The following is an 18809-nucleotide window of genomic DNA, read 5'->3' on the forward strand; positions in this document are numbered from 1 at the left end:
GAACGGGCTCGCCACCGTCACCATCCCGCCGTGCGACGAGACACGCGACAACGGCGATGCGCCGAGCAGGCCGGTGTCGGTCGTCGTGTGCACCCGAGAGCGTCCCGAACATCTGCGTTCGGCGTTGGCATCACTGACGCTGCTGGACCATCCCGACCTCGAGATCATCGTCGTCGACAACGCGCCTGCGACAGACGCAACTGCGCGGGTCGTCGACGAATGCGACGACCCCCGCGTGCGGCTGGTGACAGAACCGACGCCCGGCCTCTCGGCAGCACGAAACACCGGCCTGCTGGCCGCATCCCACGAGATCGTGGCGTTCACCGACGACGACGTCGTCGTCGACCAGCGGTGGATCACAGGGCTGCTGGCGGGTTTCGCGCGCGCTGACGACGTCGCGTGCGTATGCGGACTGGTACCGAGCGGTGAGTTGCGGACGCCGGCACAGGCGTACTTCGACTGGCGTGTCTCCTGGGCCGACAACATCGTCGCGCGACGCTACTCGCTGCTCGATCCGCCCGACGACGTCCCGCTGTTCCCCTATCAGGTCGGGATCTACGGCACCGGAGCAAATTTCGCGGTCGATCGGGATCGCATCGTGCGCCTCGGCGGATTCGACGAGGCTCTCGGCGCGGGAACCACGACGATGGGCGGCGAGGATCTCGACATCTTCCTGCGTGTACTGCAGGCCGGGTACAGCCTGGTGTCCGAGCCAGCGGCAATCGTGTGGCACCGTCACCGCAGCGACAACGAGGCTCTGCTCTCCCAAGCGCGCGGCTACGGAGCTGGACTCGGCGCGGTACTGACCAAGATCGCGTTCGACAGCGCGCACCGTCGACTCGCGTTCTCCGTGCTGCGCAAACGTTTCCGTGCCGTGTCACGTGCTTCGGCTGCGTACGGCGGTGTCTGCCGTCCACCCGACCACGTCATCGTCGACATCTCGGCGTCGGTCGGTCGGGTCGAGGTGTTCTCGGTCCTGCGCGGTCCGTTGGCCCTCGCCCGCGGACGGCGAGCAGGTCGCCAGGCCACCCCGCTGCATGCGGCACATAACCGCTCTGCCGACGATTCCGGTGCGATCCGATGACAACGAGCGCACCGACCCATACCGCGAACGACAACGCGCCATCGCCGCCCTCGGCTCCCGACACCGTTGACCCGCAAAGAGTCACGTATCGGCTCGCCGACGCCGCGCTCGTCGCGGCGGTGTGCGGACTCCTCGGGCTCATCCCACTCCCGACGCCTGTGCGCGCCGTGCTCGTCGCAGCATTCGTATTCGTCGGGCCCGGCGCCGCGATCACCACGTGGGTACACGTCCCCCGCAGACTCCTGCCCGCTGCCGTCGTCACGCTCAGTATGTCGGCTACGACGATCGTGGCCATCGGTGCGATGTGGTCATATCGATGGGATCCGACGGGCATCCTCGTCGTCGGCACTCTCGGCGTCGCGGCCAGCAGCATCTACTGGTACGTGCGGGCACGGTCGTTTCCACCGCTACGTTCGTGGCCTGCCGATGTCGCCACCCGCGTACGAATGTCGCTGGGCAGCATCGGCATCGACATATCGGTGGTCTTCCTCGCAGTCGCACTGATCCTGTGGATCGTCGCGCTGAGCATCGGGTTGCCCGGCGTCGACGCCAGCTTCTTCGGACTGCTGTTCTCCGGCGCCGGAGCTCTTCTCATTCCCGCTGTCGTCCTCGTCGCCGTCGCGTTCGTGATCGCGATCGCCCGACGGCGCGTCCCGGTTGCCACGGCCGCCCTGCTCACGCTGATCGTCGTCGAGCGCGGCACCACCTGGCTCGGAACCGAAGTGCCGCTCTATGAATGGACGTACAAGCACATCGCCGTCGTGCGCTACGTGCTTGCACACGACCTCATTCAGCCCAACGGCACCGACATCTACGCGCAGTGGCCGGCGTTCTTCGTCACCACGGCCTGGTTCTCCGATGTCACCGGCCTCGACCCGATGACCCTGGCGCATGTCTTCGCGCCCGTGATTCACCTGCTGATCGCGATCATCGTCTACTCCGCGGCCCGAACGATCGGATCGTCGACTCGAGTGGCGATCACGGCGGCCTTCTGCGCGGAGATGGTGAACTGGGTTGCGCAGGACTACTTCTCGCCGCAGGCCTGGACCCTGGTCATCGCCTACGGACTCCTCGCCATGCTGATCGCCTCACGGCATCACCGGCAGGCGGGCATTCTTGCCATCATCCCGTTCGCCGCGATCGTCCCCACACATCAACTCACACCGTTCTGGGCACTTGCGGCGGCAGTAGCGCTCGTCATCTTCCGTCAGGCGCGCCCGTGGTGGGCGGTCGCGGCGATGATCGGTATCACGGGTGCGTACCTGGCACTCAACTTCGAAGCCGTTGCCCCGTACGGAATCCTGTCCGGCGGCAATCCGGTCAGCAACGCAACCAGCAACGTGACCGCTGCCGGAGTGCCCGCGAAGGAGATCACGTCGCTCGTATGTCGAGCGCTGTCGGCAGGCGTGCTGCTGCTCGCCGCGCTCTCCGCGGTGGTGGGCTGGAAACACAAGCGGCCGTACGTGATCGCGTGTGCGATCGTCGCCTTCTCGCCTCTCGCGCTGCTTCTCGGCCAGAGCTACGGCGGCGAGGCGATCTTCCGCGTGTACCTGTACTCGCTGTTCGGCTGCGGACTGCTCGTCGCACCGCATATTGTTGCGGCTCTTGACGGTTTCGGTGCCGGTCGACGCCGCGCCCTCGTCGCATGGGCGGGCGCACTCGCTGTCGTCGCTGCGGCGCTGGCAGGCGCCTACTCGTATTTCGCGCTGTGGCCGACCGTGGTCGAGACCAGGGCGCAGGTCGAGGCGATCGACCGCATCACCGCCGACGCACCTCCCGGCACGCGGATCATCATGCTGTACGGGGCGGGACTGCCTGCACGAATCAACGACAACTACGCCCCGTTGACACTTGCCAATCCGTATTTCGACTATCCACTCTCCTACGAGTTGGCCGACACGCGAGGCACTTTCCCGACAGCGGAGCAACTCGGTTGGCTCGAGTGGAAGGTCGGCGAGACCGATAAGCCGACGATCGTCGCCTTCACCACGCAATCGCGACGTGTCATCGAGTACTACGGCGAATACCGTCCCGGTGCACCGGCCGAGTTCGAGCAGATCATGCGCGAGACCCCTGGCTGGCGAACGGTCTGCCTGACCCAAGCACAACATCGCTTCACCCGAACAAAAACGGGGCGTTCCGCGGAACGCCCCGTTTTTGTTCTTCCGTTGTCCAGGACCCGAAGTGGCGGGCGGTCTCTAGCGCGGCGCCGCCTTCGGATCATGTTCCAGCACAAGGGTGTCGGGATTCTCGTGAGGTTGCTGCGCCCGTGGATTCGGCAACTCTCGTGGGAGCCGACCTCCTTGATCGACAGGCCACTGCGTGCCATCCGCACATTGATGACGGTCTCGATCTCGAAGCCGTCTCCCCACTGAGCTTCTGCCAGCGTGGTGTCCGGCAGATCGAGAACAGCTACGTGATGACGCCAGAAAGCGTTGTAGCCGTAGCAGAGATCGGCAAAGGTGGTGTGGAAGATCCGGTTGACGAGAAAGTTCAGACCCTTGTTTCCCAGACGGCGGAATGTCGTGATGTCGTCACTGCCACCGCCATGGGAGAACCTGCTCCCCTTGGCCAAATCGGCTCCGCTGACGAGAGTTTCGACGAATCGAGGGATCTCGGCCGGGTCGGTCGAGCCGTCGGCGTCGATCATCACGATGATGTCGCACGTCGCGGCCGCGAAACCACATGCCAGTGCGTTGCCCTTGCCCGCGCGGGTCTGCGGAATGATCACCGCATCGGGCCAGAGCCTGCGCGCCACATCCATGGTGTCGTCGACCGAGTTCCCGTCGACGACGACGATCTCATCGACCGTGGGCATACGTTCGGCGACGTACGGCAGGTTCAGCGCCTCGTTGCGAGCGGGAATCACCACCGTCACGGTCGGCTCCCGCGACGCTTCCGAGCCGTCGCCATCAGGCGTTCCCGGCTCGAATTCGTGTTCAAACTCGGTCATTTCGTCGTCTACCGCGCGCGGAGTCTCCCCGTTGAACGTGTCGGTCACCGATCTCCCCTTCGTATGAGGTCGTGGTCGTCATCGCGGTATCGGCACCAGACCGCATTCCGGTCTCCCGGCTCGCCCAACCGTACTAGATAAGGGTAGGCTTACGAAACCTGAAGAGGAAGATAGTCGGTGCGACCGTGCTCACAGTGGCCACCCGATCCTCCGACCGGACTACATGAGGCTGAACAGGGGAGAATTGTGAGAACGTCTGCCGCAGGGCACCATTCGACTCGAACTCAGGTCGCGATCATCGGCGCAGGCCCCGCGGGGCTCACGCTGGCGCACATGCTCGCCGGCCAGGGGATCGACGCCGTGGTGCTCGAACGTCAGACCGAGGGCCACGTTCGCTCGCGTGTGCGTGCAGGTGTCATCGAGAATTCGACCGTCGACGTTCTCACCGAACTCGGGGTGGCCGAACGGCTCCATCGTGAGGCGTTGGTACACAAGGGGTTCTATATCCGCCTCGATCGCACCACACACCACCTCGACTTCCATCGGCTGTCTTCGCGCAACGCCTACGTCTACGGGCAGGCCGAGATCGTCGCCGACCTCATCGACGGACTCCGTGTGATCGGACGCGAACCCGTCTTCTCCGCCGACGACGTATCCATACACGATTTCGAGGGCAGCGCACCGTCGGTCGAGTTCACCGTCGACGGTGTCCGGCACCACGTCGACGCCGACGTGATCGCGGCGTGCGACGGCTTCCACGGCGTCGGGCGCGCGACGATGGCGCCGTACGTCGAAACCCTTGAACGCACGTATCCGTTTGCCTGGCTGGGCATTCTGGCGCACTCCACACCGGTCACCGAGGAGGGCATGTACTGCGCCCACCCGGACGGACTGTCGGTCCACAGCATGCGTGGACCACACTTGAGCCGACAGTATCTCCAGGTCCCCGCCGACACCCGCCTCTCGGACTGGAGCGACGAGGCGATCTGGACCGAACTCGCCCGACGTAGCGCCAGTGACGATCATCCGCCGCTGGAAACCGGCGAGATCATCGATCGCAGCCTGGCACCCCTGCGCAGTGTGGTGACGCAGCCCATGCAGCTCGGTTCGCTGTTCCTGCTCGGCGACGCCGCACACATCGTTCCTCCGACGGGCGCAAAGGGACTCAATCTCGCCGTCTCGGACGCGTGTGTCCTCTCCCACGCCCTCGGCGCGTTCTACGCCACGGGAAAGCGTGAAGAGCTCGACGCCTACACCGCCCGCGCGCTTCCCAGAATCTGGCAGGCGCAATCGTTCTCGTGGAACCTCACGTCCCTTCTGCACCGCTTCTCCGACGATCCGTTCGACTGGGAGCTGCGTCGCGCACGCCTACAGCGATGGGTGTCGTCCGAGGACGAGCAGCGCGCGCTGGGCGAGGTCTACCTCGGGCTTCCGTTCCCCACTCCGTGGAATTTCACATGAACAAGGTCGTCGCGAGCCGCGACGGGTTCGTCGAGTTTGATCCCGAACAGGTTGCGCAGCAACGTCATCGAATCTCGCATGGTCACCGGCTCGGACACCCGGGTTCCGTCAGAGCTGGTGGTCACCAGGCGGTAGCCCGTTTCCCCGCGTCGCGACGTGAGGGTGTAGCGACTCCCGCCGTCGTCGCGGGTACAGATCACCGACCCAGTAAAGCGCGACGACGCGTCGGTACTGTGCCAGCGCGCCGTACCGGCGAACTCGCCGAGTTCACGTGGTACGCCGTCGAGCACGTATCCACCGCCGCCACTGGCGATCTTCCAGGGTGCCCGGGTCGTCGAGATCAACCCGCGCGGTGACCATCTCGCCACCGAAGCCCACGTCGACGAGGTGGCGCGCGGACCCCGACCCGACCACGATCGCCATGTGCCCCAACGGCAGTCCGAGTCCCGCCTCGGTGCGTACCTGCGCACCGATGGGTTGCGCCTGCACCCCGAGCTCACGAAGCGCCAAGAGCAGAACGCCGTTGAGCTCGTAGCAGATCCCTCCGCGACGACCGGTGATCAGCTTGTCGACGATCGCCCCCGGAGAGACGTCGACGACGAGTCCGCGATGAATGTCGAGGTTCTCGAACGGTATTGCCCGATGCTGCGCACAGGCGAGGGAATCGACCGCAGCGACATCGAGCTCGGCGGTGTCGTGGTCGGCGAGCAACGAGGGCCGCTCACCGATACCGATGCGCGCCAGATAGGCGTCCGTCGGAAATCTCACACTCAGCTTGGTCACAGCAGAAAGGATAGGCTACCCTCAGCTTGATCAACGGGGGTGGTCCACCAGTCGCTACGTGATCTGTCATCAGGATCGGAGTTCGGAGCATGCACGACCGCCACGGCGACAGACGGGAAACCCTGTCCGGCAAAGCCCTTCGCATGGCACGTCTGTTCTCGTCGCCTTCGCGACGCGCGCTGGTCGTGCCGATCGACCATTCGGTGACGATCGGCCCGCTCGGACGCGCAGACCACGCCGATACGACCGCAGCGATGCTCGCGGACGCCGGCGCCGATGCGCTCATCGTCCACAAGGGCAGAGCGAAAACCATCGATCCGCGCCGGTTCACCGCTCTCGGCCTGATCGTGCACCTCTCGGCCGGGACGAGCCTCGCACAGGACTCCACCGGCAAGGTGCTCGTGGGTTCGGTCGACGAGTGCCTCGGACTCGGCGCCGACGCGGTGAGCGTTCACGTGAACGTCTCCTCGGATACCGAACCCGAACAACTCGCCGACCTCGGTCGGGTCGCCCGCGAATGCGATCGCCTCGGAATGCCGCTGCTGGCAATGATGTACGCGCGCGGAGCGACCACCTCACCGGCTTCGACGTCGGCGCAGACTTTGGCACACCTGGCCGCGATCGCGACCGACCTCGGAGCCGACATCGTCAAACTCGACTACGCGGGCAGCACCGAGGCCATGGATCAGGTCGTCGACTCATGCCCGCTACCCATCCTCGTCGCGGGCGGCCCCTCCGCCGCGTCCGACGACGCTGCCGTCGAACTCGGCTGCCGCGTCGCACAATCCCGCGTTGCAGGTCTCAGTTTCGGACGTCAGATCTTCGACGCCGACGACCCGTCGCAGGTGGCGGGCGCACTTGCCGCCCACCTTCACGACCACGATCCCCGCGCGCTCGCGTTGGCCTGATCGCGAACCAGCCCCTCCCCCTTCACCATCGAGGTAGATACACATGAGCAACAGCACTGACATCGTGACCGACGACATCACACCCCTCGGCGTCGATCGCGACAGTTCGTCGACCACTGCAGCGCAGTCGGATTCCGGTCGTGAGCATTTCGCCTGGGTCGACCTACGCACAGTTCCCGCGGGCACCGTCGACGCCATGGTGCAGGCGGCCATTCATCAGCGCATCGACGGCATCATCTCCGCCGACATCGACCTCCTCGACGGCCTGCCACCCACCGTGCGGCGGATCTACGCACCGGGCCACTCGAGCGATGAGATCTCGGAGGGCCAGATCTCGGCCGACATCGTGCTGGTTGCCCACGGCGACTCCGAGGAAGCCGCTCCGGGTGCCGAAACCGCTGTGCACGCTGTCGTTTCCGACGCCGACACCCTGCGCGACGCCTGCGAGACCGTGCGGCGCGCTCCCTGGACACTGCTGACCTTCACCGACCCCACCAAGATCCCCCTCGAGATCGTGATCGCAGCGGCGGAGAACTCCAGCGGACGCACCGTGACCGTCGTCAACGACATCGAGGACGCCGAGATCGTCAAGCTGGTACTCGAACACGGCTCCGACGGGCTGCTGCTCGCCCCGCAGAGCGTCGACGACATCGCAACGCTCGCCGACGTCATCCGCCCGTCTGCCGACCGCATCGAACTCACCGAGCTGACCGTCACCAAGGTCGAGCACATCGGCATGGGCGAACGCGCGTGCATCGACACGTGCTCGCTGCTAGCACAGGACGAGGGATGTCTGATCGGTTCGTTCTCGACCGGAATGTTCCTGTCCTGCAGCGAAACCCACCCGCTGCCGTACATGCCGACCCGTCCGTTCCGGTGGAACGCCGGTGCCGTGCACTCCTACGTTCTCGTGCCCGACAACCGCACGCGCTACGTCAGCGAACTCGCTGCCGGACAGCCGATCCTCGCGGTGCGCAGCAACGGTGACGTCCGCGAGGTGCGCATTGGGAGAGTCAAGATCGAGCGCCGCCCGCTGATCTCGGTCAGCGCGACCGCACCCGACGGCCGCACCATCAACGTGATCGCACAGGACGACTGGCATGTGCGCCTCCTCGGCCCCGGCGGATCGGTGAACAACGTGACCGACCTCGTGCCCGGCGATCGCCTTCTCGGCTACGCGCCGACCGAATCACGTCACGTCGGATTGCCGATCACCGAGTTCTGCGACGAACGATGAGTGGCCCCGACGTCCTGTGGTACATCAATCCCACCGAAGGCGTCCCATGGGAGCCCGAACACCGCTTCGCCCCGACGTTCGACGCACTCCGGCACCAGGCCCGCACCCTTGACCGGCTGGGGTTCTACGGCGCGCTGACCACTGCGCGCGAGGCGATTTCACTCGTCGGCGACACCGAACAACTCCGCTTCCTCATTCCCGAGTACCCCGGCGTCAAGCCTCCGGTACTGATGGCCGAGGAAGCCCAGGTGTTCGACCAGTACTCCGGCGGTCGGTTGATCTACAACCAGGTCAACGGCGCCGATCCGGTATTGCACCGGTACGGCAGGTTCGAGTCGAAGGCTGACCGGTACCGGATGTCGGCCGAGTTCTGGACCCAGGTCAAGCGTCTCTATCTCGACGACACCGAGGCATTCCAGGGCGAATTCTTCTCGTACGGACCGCGATACAAGCCTGCGATCCCCGGCCCCCGGCAACCGGGAGGCGTTCAGGTCTGGGGCACCGGTGCGTCGACCGAGGGCATCGCGCACGCGGCGGAGGTCCTCGACGTCTACCTGTCGTTCATGTCCGAACCCGGCTCGCTCACCACGCTTTTCGACCGCGTCCGGACGGCCGCAGCCGAGCGGGGCCGATCGCTACGTTTCGGTGTGCTCGCGAGCGTGATCGTCCGCGAGACCGAAGAACAAGCGTGGGAACGCTTCTCCGAACAGCTCGCGCACGCTCGACCGGAGACGGTTCTGGCCACCGCCGATCGCAATCTGCGCAGCTTCGGCTACCCGGGTCTCGACGAGATCACCAGCGAGAACCCGCAGGTTCAAGGTCGGATCGACGCTCTGCGCGCGGGCCGGATTCCGGGCAGGGAACTGCTGGAGTTCGCACCGAACATGGCTGCGGGACTGACGACGTGGACCGCCGCGGAGCCACCGTTCGACATCGCGGGCAAGGGCACCGGCACCTACTTCGTCGGCAGCGCCGAGAATGTGGCGGCGGCGATGTCGTCGGTCGCGGAGCGCGCGGGCATCGACATCTGGATTCTGTCGGGGTGGCCGCTGGCCCGCGAGGCCGAGATCACCGCAGAGCTCTTGCTGCCGCTACTGGCGACCGACCGCAGCACGCGACTGGTCGACGCCGCTTCTGCCCGGTGACCACCACGCAGAAGCGGGGCCTGGGCCCTCGACGCCTGAACCTCTTCCGCGACGACAACACCGGCGTCGGGATCAACATCGTCGCGGTGATGACGTCCAGTGTCGCCACCGGCGCACTGGGTTTCGTGTTCTGGACGATCGCGGCGCGCGGATACTCGACGGCGGAGGTCGGCAGGGCGTCGGCCATCATCACCTCCGCGACGTTGATGGCGACCCTGTCGAATCTGAGTCTCGGCAGTCTGTACGAACGGTTCCTTCCGATCGCCGGGTCCAAGGCGCACCGCCTGATCACGATCGGCCGCTCCGTCATCATCGTGACAGCAGTGCTGTTCGGACTCGGCTTCGTCGTGCTCGGCCCTCGCGACGCGCTGTTCACCTCGTCGGCGGAACCGTGGCTGTACCCCGTCATCGTTGCGGTACTCGGCGTTTTCGCCGTGCAGGACCCCTTGTTGATCGGCCTCGGCCGCTCGCGCACCGTCGCGCTCAAGAACGTCACGCAATCGACGATCAAGCTGATACTCGTCGCGCTGCTGATCCCGTTCGCGTCGGGTTCAGCCATCGTCGCCGCCTGGGTGATCCCCGCGGCGGTCATCGCATGCTGGATCGGAGTGAGCGCCGTACGCCCCACCGCGCGTGCGATGTCGGGCCCGGGAACACTTCCCGGGCGCGGTGAGATCGCACACTTCTACGCAGGCTCGCTCGCGATGACGGCGGTGGGAGTGGTTGTGCCGCTCGTTGTTCCACTGGTCATCGTCGCGCAGCTCGGTACCGAGATGAACGCGTACTTCTCGGTGTGCTGGCTGGTCATCAGCACGGCCGCCATTCTGCTCAACGCAACGTGCGCGCCGTTCGTGTCGGCCTCGGCGGAGCCCGACGTCGACTTGCGGGCAACCACATTGCGTTTCATCGCACTGTGCGGCGGCGCGGCAGTCGTCGGTTGCCTACTGCTGATCGCGCTGGCGCCGTGGATTCTCTCGATCATGGGCCCGCAATACGCCCGTGAGGGGACAGACCTCATCCGCCTGATGGCGCTGACCCTGCCGACGGTGGCGTTCGTGGTGATCTACGGCGGCCTCGCGCGGGTACAGCGCAAGCTGAAACTCGCTGTGGCGACACAGATCGTCTTCGGCGTGGTCGTCGTCTGCGGCATCGCCGCGGCGGCCGATCGATGGGGCATCATCGGCGTCGCCTACGTCTACCTGGTGGCCGACGTCGCCGTCGTGCTCTTCCTTCTCGTACCCGGTATTCGTCTGATCCGCCAAGCCCTCGATCCGAACACCACTCTCGCATCGTTCACCGGAGCCGTCAGATGACCACTTCTACCGACGCCACCCTCGGCGACACCGCCCCCGACGACAACGCCAAGGTTCACTCGGTGCGCACCGCGATCATCGCAGGCGCACAACGCTTCACCGACCGTCCGGCTATCCGCATGTCGGGGCAGAGCCTGACGTACGGCCAACTCGTCGAGCGAGCCACGTCGGCCGCGACGTCGATCACCGCACGTGCCGGTGGATCGTCGAATCCGGTTGTCGTGCAGGTGGGGTTGTCGCCCGACGCGGTCGCGCTGGTTCTCGGCGTGTTCCTCTCCGGACATCCGATCGTCGCCCTGGACCCGCACCTGCCGGCCGAACGTGTCTCGACGATCCTCGCCGAGTTGAATACGCACGGCCGCCCCGCCGATGTCATGATCGCCGACGCCGAGCACCTCGACGCGGCTCGCGCCGTCGCTGCCGCCCACAGTCTTCCGGTGACCGACCTCGCCGCGTTCACGAACCAGGTCGCCGCCGGCGGCGGAGCAACCACGGGTCTCGACAACCCCGATGACCTCACGAGCATCCAGTTCACATCGGGCTCGACGGGCACGCCCAAGGGCGTGCTGCACCCGAATGGCATGTGGCTCTGCGATTCCGAGCTGATGCGCACCGGATTCTCGATCACCCCGGGACGTCGCGTCGCGCTGTGTCTTCCGATCAGCTTCGGTGCCGGACTCAACGTCTTGATCGGATCGCTGATCAACGGTGCCGACATCACCGCCGTCGACCCGCGTGACCGCACCGCAGGCGCGATACTCGACGCACTCGCCGAGTGCGACGCAGAGATCACCTTTCTCACTCCGGCACTGCTGCGTGCGCTGACGAGTTCGCGCGGGACGACCGGCCACCCGGCGTGGACATCGTTGCGCCGCATCATCACCACCGGCGAGGCACTGACGTCCGACGTCGCGCAGGCCGTGCTGTCACACGCCCCCGAGGCAACGGTGACGAACTGGGTGGGATCGTCGGAGACATCGGCGCTGGCCTACTTCGATCTCCGCGCGGGAGAACACGTCTCCCCCGGTGCGCTTCCCGCAGGTGTTCTCGCCCCGCACAAGTCGGTCACCATCGCCGACGACGGTCGCGTCGTCGTGTCGTCGCGCCACCTCGCACTCGGATACCTCGACCCGGCCGCCGACGAGGGCCGCTTCTCCCGCGACACCGACGGCGTGCTCAGCTTCCGCACCGGCGACCGCGGAACCTGGGACGGCGCCACGCTCATTCTCACCGGCCGCATCGACGACGCCGTGAAGATCAGGGGCTATCTGGTCGAACCCGCGGAGGTGCACCGCGCGATCATGTCCGACGGCGACCTCGCCGAAGCCGCGGTCATCGCACGGTCGGAGCCCGATTCCGGCCGCACCGAACTGCTCGCCTACGTCGCGCCTGTCCCCGGGGGCCGCACCCCTCCGGCAGCCGAGATCCGCACGAGGCTGCGAGAACGACTGCCCGAGTGGATGATTCCCGCACACGTCGTCGAACTCGCTGCCCTCCCGAGAACTGCGCGCGGCAAGATCGACCGAGCCGCACTGCCCGCACCGACCCGACACATCGACCCACCCGTCGGCGACCTCGAGACATCGGTGGCGGAGATCTGGGCCGAGGCCCTCGGACTCGACGAGGTCGGACGTGACGAGAACATCTACGCACTCGGCGCCGACTCGCTGACGGTCGCCCAGATTCTCGTCGGCCTCACCCGACGTCTCGGCGTTGCACTCACCCAGGCCGACGCCGCGTCGGCACCGACCGTCGCGACGATGGCGCACACGCTCGACGCACGCCTACGACCAGATTCGGTTGCCAGTAAGGGTGATTCACTCGCTCCGACGACGGTGCCGCTGCGTAGCGGCAACGGGCAGACGGTGTTCTGCTTCGCGGGAGCTGGCGCGTCGGCGCTGGTGTTTGTCGCGCTCGCCGACCACCTCGCCCGCGACGAACGGATCGGATCGATCTACGGATTCCAACCGCACGGCCTGGAGAATCGCGGATTCCCCGACTGGACTGTCGGGATGGCTGCACGCAGGCATCTGCGCGATCTGCGTCGCCTTCAACCGAGCGGACCCTATGTGCTGCTTGGTCATTCACTGGGTGGATTGATCGCGCTCGAGGTCGCTCGTCGACTCCTCCGTGCGGGCGAGCAGGTCGCGCTCGTCATGACACTCGACACCTTCGTCCCCCAGCAGACAGCTCGTGCTGTCGGCTCGACGGCGCAGACTCCCGCGACCGCCGAGAGCGACCAGCGTCCCCAACTGTCGGGCGTGCGATTGTCTCGATCACAGTTGTGGCGCAACCGAATCCAGTTGCTACGTGCCGGATTTTTGACCGATCAGCCCGTCGAGTCGGCACGTGCCATGGAGCAGGTCGGTTGGCGCGTCGGCCGATTCCACCGCCCCGCGCCGTATCACGGCCGAGTGCTTGTGGTACTCGGCGCGGACAACAACCACGACGAGCGGGTCTGGACCGATCAGCTCACCCCGGGCGACATCACGATCACCCGGGTTCAGGCCGATCACATGTCGATTGTGCGCGAGCCGCACATCACCGAGGTGGTGGGGCACTTCCTCGACGCGCTGCCCTGACAGATCACCTGTGCCGCAGCATATTCGCGTAGCGCTGCGGCGCGGTCAGCATCGCGACGGCGAAGACGGCAGAGCGTATCTCGCCCGTGGCGAGCAGCGGCAGCACATCCCGACGCGACACGCGAGCACGGGCGATGCGCAGCAGTTCGTCTGTCACCGGGCCTGCGCCACCGTCGTGCTCTGCGCGCATCGCCATGTGCGCCGCGGGGATCAGAACCTCGCGGTACACGAAAGATCGTGCAGTCGAACGCCATTGCCTCGTGTCGGGAACGGTGTCGAGCATCTCGAGCACCTCGTCACCCATCTCGAAGATCGCGCGTGTGTCGGACGTGACGCGGTGCGATACCGAATCGTCGCGAAGTCGGTACCGGTACAACGCCTCTGGCACCGTCGCCACCGTGCGCGAGTCCAGCGCCACCCGCGCGATGGCCGATAGATCCTCGTACGCCCGACGTGTGCCCCACGGATCGTCGCCGAGAACGTCACGGCGGAACAGCTTTCCGCTGGCGTACGACCGCGCCTTGCTGCGCAACAAGAGGCCTGCGTACTCGTCGCCCGTGAGTGCGCCGGCCGACAGCACCGGAGTGAGCGCCCCCGTCGGCACCCCGATCTCGTCGACGAATCGTGTTGTGCACGTGGCGAAATCCGCGTCGTTGCGGAGTAGTTCGTCGAGCATTCTGGTCGTGAACGCCGCGTCGGCGATGTCGTCGCTGTCGAAGAACCAGATGACGTTTCCCGACGCCGCCGCGAGTCCCGCGTTGCGTGCAGGCCCGACGCCACTGTTCTGTGGCATACGCACGACCCGATACGCGACCTCGCCTGCCGCGAGCACCTTTTCGGCTCGTTCGATGGAATCGTCACCCCCGCGATCGTCGACGAGCACGATCTCGTCGACCGGAGCCTGCTGGTTGAGTACCGAGCGCACACAGGCCTCGATGTAGGCGGCGCTGCGATAGACCGGCACGACAACAGACACCGACACGTCGTGCATCGTCAGTCGGGTCCGGCTTGTGGCGGATTGATACATCGCGAGATGCGCTCCCCTCAGAATCACTCCGCGTAAGGGTAGCCTAACAGTGATACCGTGCGCCTGTCGGGCACCGTCGCGGACGAGGTCAGGGCCTGACCGTGGCGATCACGCCGTCGTGGTCGGAACCCGGTAGCTCGACTCGACGGAAGCTCGTCGGCACCGGACCTCCGCGCGTCATCACCCGATCGAGAGCGAGCACCGGCGGGAAGTGCCTGTTGGCGGGATACGTTGCGACGATCCCCGCCCCGAGGTGATCGGCGGCATCGACGAGTCCCGGCGGAGTGGCGAGCAACCTCCGAAAGCGCGCGTGGTCGTAGGTCGAGTTGAAGTCGGCGCCGAGGATCAGCGGGAGTCGCTCCTCACCCAGCGTCGACGACAGCAGATCGACCTCGTACGCCCACCGCCACGCGGGCTCCGGCCACGGCGGAATGGGATGCAGTGCGTATATGGCTCGACGCCCGACACCGGGCAGGTCGACGACGGCCCGCAGATTGGCCATCGCCATCTTGCCGATCCGGAATTCGTCGGTCAACGGGTAGCGCGAGTAGATTCCGGCGCCGCCCCCGCCCCGTCTCGGAACCCCGAACCGATACGGCAGAGCACCGGCGATTCCGGCGGCGTCGAGCTTGCCGATCGCGTCGTCGGTGAGTTCGACGACGGTCGCGATGTCGACGCGATTGTCGCGGATCTCCCGCACCACCGACGCGGCGTCGGCCTGTCCGAGGTAGATGTTCGCCTGCAGGACCGTGATGTCCGACGCTGCGCGCGCCTCGTCGGTTCCGATGAAAAGTGGTACCTGCGTACCGATCCCGATGGCGACGACGACTGCAGCGACGATCGCACACATCCACGCCCTCGATGCGAGCAACACGACCAGGCCGACAATGCCGATCACGATCAAGACCGGAGTACCCGCGGCCAACCGTGCCCAGGTGTTGCTGACGAACGGAACAGCGTGCGCGACCACCCCGAGCAGACCGACCGCGGCCAGCAGGCAACCGGTGATCGTCAGCGCCAGGCGCAGTCGACTCGACCCTGCCGTTTCCGAGTCAGCCGTACGCGACGTCGACGGCGTATCGGGCAAACCCGAGCCTCTCGTAGGTGTGTAGTGCCGCGGTGTTGTCGCCTTCGACGTAGAGCATCACCGTCCCGATCCGACGGTCGGCAAAGTAGTGAAGCCCGGCCAGCGTGAGCATGCGGCCGAGGCCGCGGCCCTGAGCCGCCGGGTCGACCCCGACGATGTAGACCTCGCCGAGACCGGCGTCCTGCTGCTTGGTCCAGTGGAAGCCGAGCAGCGTCGTCGGGTCGTCGACGTCGTAGGCGAGGAACAGTCCGGCCGGGTCGAACCACTCGGACGATGTCCGTTCGGTGATCTGTGCCGACGACCATCCGCCCTGCTCCGGGTGCCACGCGAACGCGGCGTTGTTGACCCGCAGGATCTCCGCGTCGTCGGCGGGCCCGGCGTAGGTGCGCAGCTCGATCGACGGGTCGACGACCAGCGGTGGTAGATCAGACCCGTCGGCTGCGACGTCGCGGCGTAGTTGCAGCAGCTCCCGCTGCTTGTGCAGACCCATGCTCGCCGCGAGCGCCTGCGCGCCGGGCAGATCGCCGTGCGCCCAGGCCCGCGGCGTCGGGCCGTCGGGATTCGAGACAGCACGCGCGTCGTCGAATGCGACGTCGAACAGTGCCTTGCCGTGCCCGCGGCGTCGTAGTGCCGGGTCGACGACTCCCTCGATCATCGAGGGCTCCCCGTCGCGGCCGGGTGTGATGTTGGCGTAGCCGGCCGTCGAGACGACGTGACGCACGCCCGATTCCGCGTGAGATCCGGCGGCGTCGTCGATGGACAGGACGGCCTGCTCGGACAGCGGGGCGACTCCGTCGGCGCTGGTCGCGTCGGCCACCAGGCGGCGGGCGTGTGTAACACCGGCGGCGTCGAGTCGATCGGTGACGATCGGAGTGTCTCCGATCGCGTCAGCTTCCGCTGGCACTGAACTCCTCACCGATTCCCGAGGTGTCGAACGAGTCGCTCGCAGACGTGGCGTCCTCGTTCACGTCCCCGTCATCGAGGTCGTCATCGAGATCTGCACCGTCAGCAATATCGCCGCCGGCAATGTCGTCATCGGAAATGTCATCGTCGGAAATGTCATCGTCGACCGGGTAGTCGCTGGCAGCTCCTGAGCCGGCACCGCGACCGCGCGTGGGACGTACGGCCTTGTATCCGACGTTGCGCACGGTCCCGATGAGCGACTCGTGCTCGCTGCCGAGTTTGGCGCGCAGGCGCCGGACGTGGACGTCGACGGTCCGCGTGCCGCCGAAGAAGTCGTAACCCCACACCTCTTGCAGCAGTTGCGCGCGGGTGAATACCCTGCCCGCGTTCTGCGCCAGGTACTTGAGGAGTTCGAACTCCTTGTAGGTCAGGTCGAGCGGGCGCCCCCGCAGTCGAGCGGTGTACGTGCCCTCATCGATCACGAGTTCGCCAAGCGTGACCTTGCCCGACGCTTCTTCGGTGCCCACCCCGCGGGTGCGAACGACGAGGAGTCGAAGCCGCGCGTCGAGTTCGGCGGGTCCGGTCGCCGGAAGGAGGAATTCGTCGAGACCCCAGTCGGCGTTGACGGCGACGAGCCCGCCTTCGGTCAATACCGCCGCGACCGGAACGGCAGAGCCGGTGCTGCCGAGCAATCTGCACAATCCGCGTGCTGCGGCGAGGTCGGTTCTGGCGTCGACGATGGCGATATCAGCGTTACTGGCCTCCATCAGCGACGACACCTCGGTGGGTGCCACACGGACCGTGTGCGCGAGCAGCGACAGGGATGGCAGCACCGCCTCCGGACTCGGATCGGCTGTCAATAACAAGAGATCCACGTGATACTCCGATCTCGTCTTCCCGCCCTGAACTCCACCACTACTACTGCGACCGCCGGGCAGAAGTTCGCCGGGACGTCAGCATCACACACGAACGAACCTCATTGTTTACGTCGGCTTACCACCATGTGCGCGATAGATGACAGAATAGCGCCAATGTCGCGTTCTGCTGTTAACAAGGCAGCCGACGGGGGCGGCGCAACTGCGTCGGGCAGCCACGAGCACGGCACATTCCGCGCCCGTCGCGCACTCATCGTCGGCGTCTGTGTCGTCGTCGTGCTGCTGGTCGTGGCGTTTCTCGCCGACCTCGGCGCGGCCGCGCGTGGCGAGTACCGCTTGTCGCGATCGTTGCAGGCCTCGCCGCAGATCAGCTTCGATCCCGAGGTCACGCTCAGCGGATTCCCCTACGTGTCACATGCCGCGCGTGGCGAGTTCTCCGGCGCGACCATCACCGCGCGCGGCGTCGCGGTGGCCGGTTGCCACATCCGACGCGGATGTACCGCAGAACTCGGCGCCCGCCTGGGGACACTGTCTGTGCCCGATGGGTGGAATATCGGGCCGTCGGACACCATGCACGCAGAGTCGGTCGACGCGTATACGCGGCTGGACTCGGTGAATCTCGGCCGATTCCTGGCAATCCTCGACCTCACGGTGAACACACCCGCCCCCGAGGGCGAGGCGGGCGGCGGTGGCCCACAGGATGGCCTGCTGCACCGATCGTCCGGGGTGCTGCTCACCGGAACCGTCGCATTGCCCCCGTCGGACAGTCCTCTGCCCTCCGCAGGCGGCGAGAGCACTCCCGTCCCCGCTGACACCCCGTCGGCGTCGGAATATCGGGGTCGTAAAGCAAAGGTGAGCGTCAGCGTCGACCTCTCCATCCGCGACGGACGGCTACACCTACAGGCCACCGACTTCTACGACGGCCCGGAAGAACACGAGAGCGCTCCCGAACTCGACGGCGCCGACAACGCGGCGCTGCGCGCCCAAGTGCTGCAACGATTTTCGACGACGCTGCCTCCCCTCCCCCTCCCGTGGGGAATCACTGCCACGGGTGCGCGCAGCGAGGGAAGCGACGTACTCCTCGTCGCCGACACCGGTCCGCGCGATCTTCGCCCGAGCGACTTCTGACACCGGCCGTCACCTGTGGTGAGCGTGCCGAGGTGGCGCGATCACCGGACTAGAGACAGCAACAGTCGGCGACGCGACAAAAGTCGATCGCCCGCCGACGGGTGAGCAGAAGCTCACGGCGCAGTTGCATGCCCACGAGGGTACAACAGCCACCCCACGACGCTTCAATAGCGGCCCCCATGATTCCGACTCGGTGGTCGAGTTGCGCTCGCGCGCGGTGGCGAGTTGCGCTCACGCGCACAATGCCGGCCGGTGTCAGAAGTCGCTCGGGCGAAGATCGCGCGGACCGGTGTCGGCGACGAGGAGTACGTCGCTTCCCTCGC

Annotated in this window: 15 protein-coding genes; 8 read left to right on the plus strand and 7 right to left on the minus strand. The window is 66.4% G+C overall.

Annotated features, from left to right (window positions below; genetic code table 11):
* A partial coding sequence (locus A5777_RS19510; protein WP_064863919.1) for a glycosyltransferase family 2 protein occupies positions 1-1084 on the plus strand: 1084 nt, incomplete at its 5' end.
* Between the two features lie 2014 nt (positions 1085-3098).
* Here the strand turns inward: A5777_RS19510 and A5777_RS24370 are convergent.
* Positions 3099-4037: a glycosyltransferase family 2 protein gene (locus A5777_RS24370; RefSeq protein ID WP_082933763.1), complete on the minus strand. Its 939-nt coding sequence runs from the start codon at positions 4035-4037 to the stop codon at positions 3099-3101.
* Positions 4038-4283: 246 nt separating this feature from the next.
* On the opposite strand from A5777_RS24370, the gene A5777_RS19525 reads away from it, so the two are divergent.
* Complete coding sequence (locus A5777_RS19525) at positions 4284-5498, plus strand: 4-hydroxybenzoate 3-monooxygenase (protein WP_082933762.1); 1215 nt, start codon at positions 4284-4286, stop codon at positions 5496-5498.
* Here the strand turns inward: A5777_RS19525 and A5777_RS25695 are convergent.
* Complete coding sequence (locus A5777_RS25695) at positions 5456-5788, minus strand: arylamine N-acetyltransferase (RefSeq protein WP_251721906.1); 333 nt, start codon at positions 5786-5788, stop codon at positions 5456-5458. The two genes, A5777_RS19525 and A5777_RS25695, sit on opposite strands and share 43 nt — an antisense overlap.
* The gene (locus A5777_RS25700) at positions 5766-6281 is read right to left on the minus strand and encodes an arylamine N-acetyltransferase family protein (protein WP_005204242.1); all 516 of its coding nucleotides are present in this window, start codon (positions 6279-6281) and stop codon (positions 5766-5768) included. The genes A5777_RS25695 and A5777_RS25700 overlap by 23 nt, the downstream gene beginning before the upstream one ends.
* Positions 6282-6370: 89 nt before the next feature.
* Here A5777_RS25700 and A5777_RS19535 point away from each other — a divergent pair, with 89 nt between their 5' ends.
* From A5777_RS19535 to A5777_RS19555, 5 genes are read left to right on the plus strand one after another with little or no spacing between them, the layout of a single operon-like run.
* Positions 6371-7189, plus strand: coding sequence for a 2-amino-3,7-dideoxy-D-threo-hept-6-ulosonate synthase (locus A5777_RS19535; protein ID WP_064863921.1), 819 nt, complete (start codon positions 6371-6373; stop codon positions 7187-7189).
* A 43-nt stretch (positions 7190-7232) separates the two neighbouring features.
* Positions 7233-8426, plus strand: coding sequence for a 3-dehydroquinate synthase II family protein (locus tag A5777_RS19540; RefSeq protein WP_064863922.1), 1194 nt, complete (start codon positions 7233-7235; stop codon positions 8424-8426).
* Positions 8423-9571 (plus strand): LLM class flavin-dependent oxidoreductase, encoded by a 1149-nt coding sequence (locus A5777_RS19545; RefSeq protein ID WP_064863923.1) that lies wholly within the window; start codon positions 8423-8425, stop codon positions 9569-9571. Before A5777_RS19540 ends, A5777_RS19545 begins: the two co-directional genes overlap by 4 nt.
* Complete coding sequence (locus tag A5777_RS19550) at positions 9568-10884, plus strand: lipopolysaccharide biosynthesis protein (protein ID WP_064863924.1); 1317 nt, start codon at positions 9568-9570, stop codon at positions 10882-10884. Before A5777_RS19545 ends, A5777_RS19550 begins: the two co-directional genes overlap by 4 nt.
* Positions 10881-13466, plus strand: a complete 2586-nt coding sequence (locus A5777_RS19555) for an alpha/beta fold hydrolase (protein WP_064863925.1) — start codon at positions 10881-10883, stop codon at positions 13464-13466. The genes A5777_RS19550 and A5777_RS19555 overlap by 4 nt, the downstream gene beginning before the upstream one ends.
* Positions 13467-13470: 4 nt before the next feature.
* On the opposite strand, the gene A5777_RS19560 is transcribed toward A5777_RS19555, so the two are convergent.
* From A5777_RS19560 to A5777_RS19575, 4 genes are all read right to left on the minus strand, one after another.
* Positions 13471-14457: a glycosyltransferase family 2 protein gene (locus A5777_RS19560; RefSeq protein ID WP_039855001.1), complete on the minus strand. Its 987-nt coding sequence runs from the start codon at positions 14455-14457 to the stop codon at positions 13471-13473.
* A 124-nt stretch (positions 14458-14581) separates the two neighbouring features.
* Positions 14582-15580 carry an endonuclease/exonuclease/phosphatase family protein gene (locus tag A5777_RS19565; protein ID WP_005204227.1) on the minus strand — a complete coding sequence of 333 codons (999 nt, stop codon included), beginning with the start codon at positions 15578-15580 and terminating at the stop codon, positions 14582-14584.
* Positions 15546-16484 (minus strand): mycothiol synthase, encoded by a 939-nt coding sequence (gene mshD / locus A5777_RS19570; protein ID WP_005204225.1) that lies wholly within the window; start codon positions 16482-16484, stop codon positions 15546-15548. Before mshD ends, A5777_RS19565 begins: the two co-directional genes overlap by 35 nt.
* A complete protein-coding gene (locus A5777_RS19575) occupies positions 16468-17358 on the minus strand; it encodes a winged helix-turn-helix transcriptional regulator (RefSeq protein ID WP_005204223.1) in 891 nt (296 codons plus the stop codon). Before A5777_RS19575 ends, mshD begins: the two co-directional genes overlap by 17 nt.
* 156 nt (positions 17359-17514) lie before the next feature.
* Here A5777_RS19575 and A5777_RS19580 point away from each other — a divergent pair, with 156 nt between their 5' ends.
* Positions 17515-18486 (plus strand): LmeA family phospholipid-binding protein, encoded by a 972-nt coding sequence (locus A5777_RS19580; protein ID WP_005204221.1) that lies wholly within the window; start codon positions 17515-17517, stop codon positions 18484-18486.
* Positions 18487-18809 lie beyond the last annotated feature (323 nt).

The organism is Gordonia sp. 852002-10350_SCH5691597 (assembly GCF_001665715.1).
GTDB lineage: Bacteria > Actinomycetota > Actinomycetes > Mycobacteriales > Mycobacteriaceae > Gordonia > Gordonia sputi.

Bases quoted from the DNA above. Each gene is read 5' to 3' on its own strand.
- A5777_RS24370 (WP_082933763.1), bottom strand. From the start codon at position 4,037: ATGACCGAGTTTGAACACGAATTCGAGCCGGGAACGCCTGATGGCGAC.
- A5777_RS19535 (WP_064863921.1), top strand. From the start codon at position 6,371: ATGCACGACCGCCACGGCGACAGACGGGAAACCCTGTCCGGCAAAGCC.
- A5777_RS19540 (WP_064863922.1), top strand. From the start codon at position 7,233: ATGAGCAACAGCACTGACATCGTGACCGACGACATCACACCCCTCGGC.
- A5777_RS19545 (WP_064863923.1), top strand. From the start codon at position 8,423: ATGAGTGGCCCCGACGTCCTGTGGTACATCAATCCCACCGAAGGCGTC.
- A5777_RS19555 (WP_064863925.1), top strand. From the start codon at position 10,881: ATGACCACTTCTACCGACGCCACCCTCGGCGACACCGCCCCCGACGAC.
- A5777_RS19560 (WP_039855001.1), bottom strand. From the start codon at position 14,457: ATGCACGACGTGTCGGTGTCTGTTGTCGTGCCGGTCTATCGCAGCGCC.
- A5777_RS19580 (WP_005204221.1), top strand. From the start codon at position 17,515: ATGTCGCGTTCTGCTGTTAACAAGGCAGCCGACGGGGGCGGCGCAACT.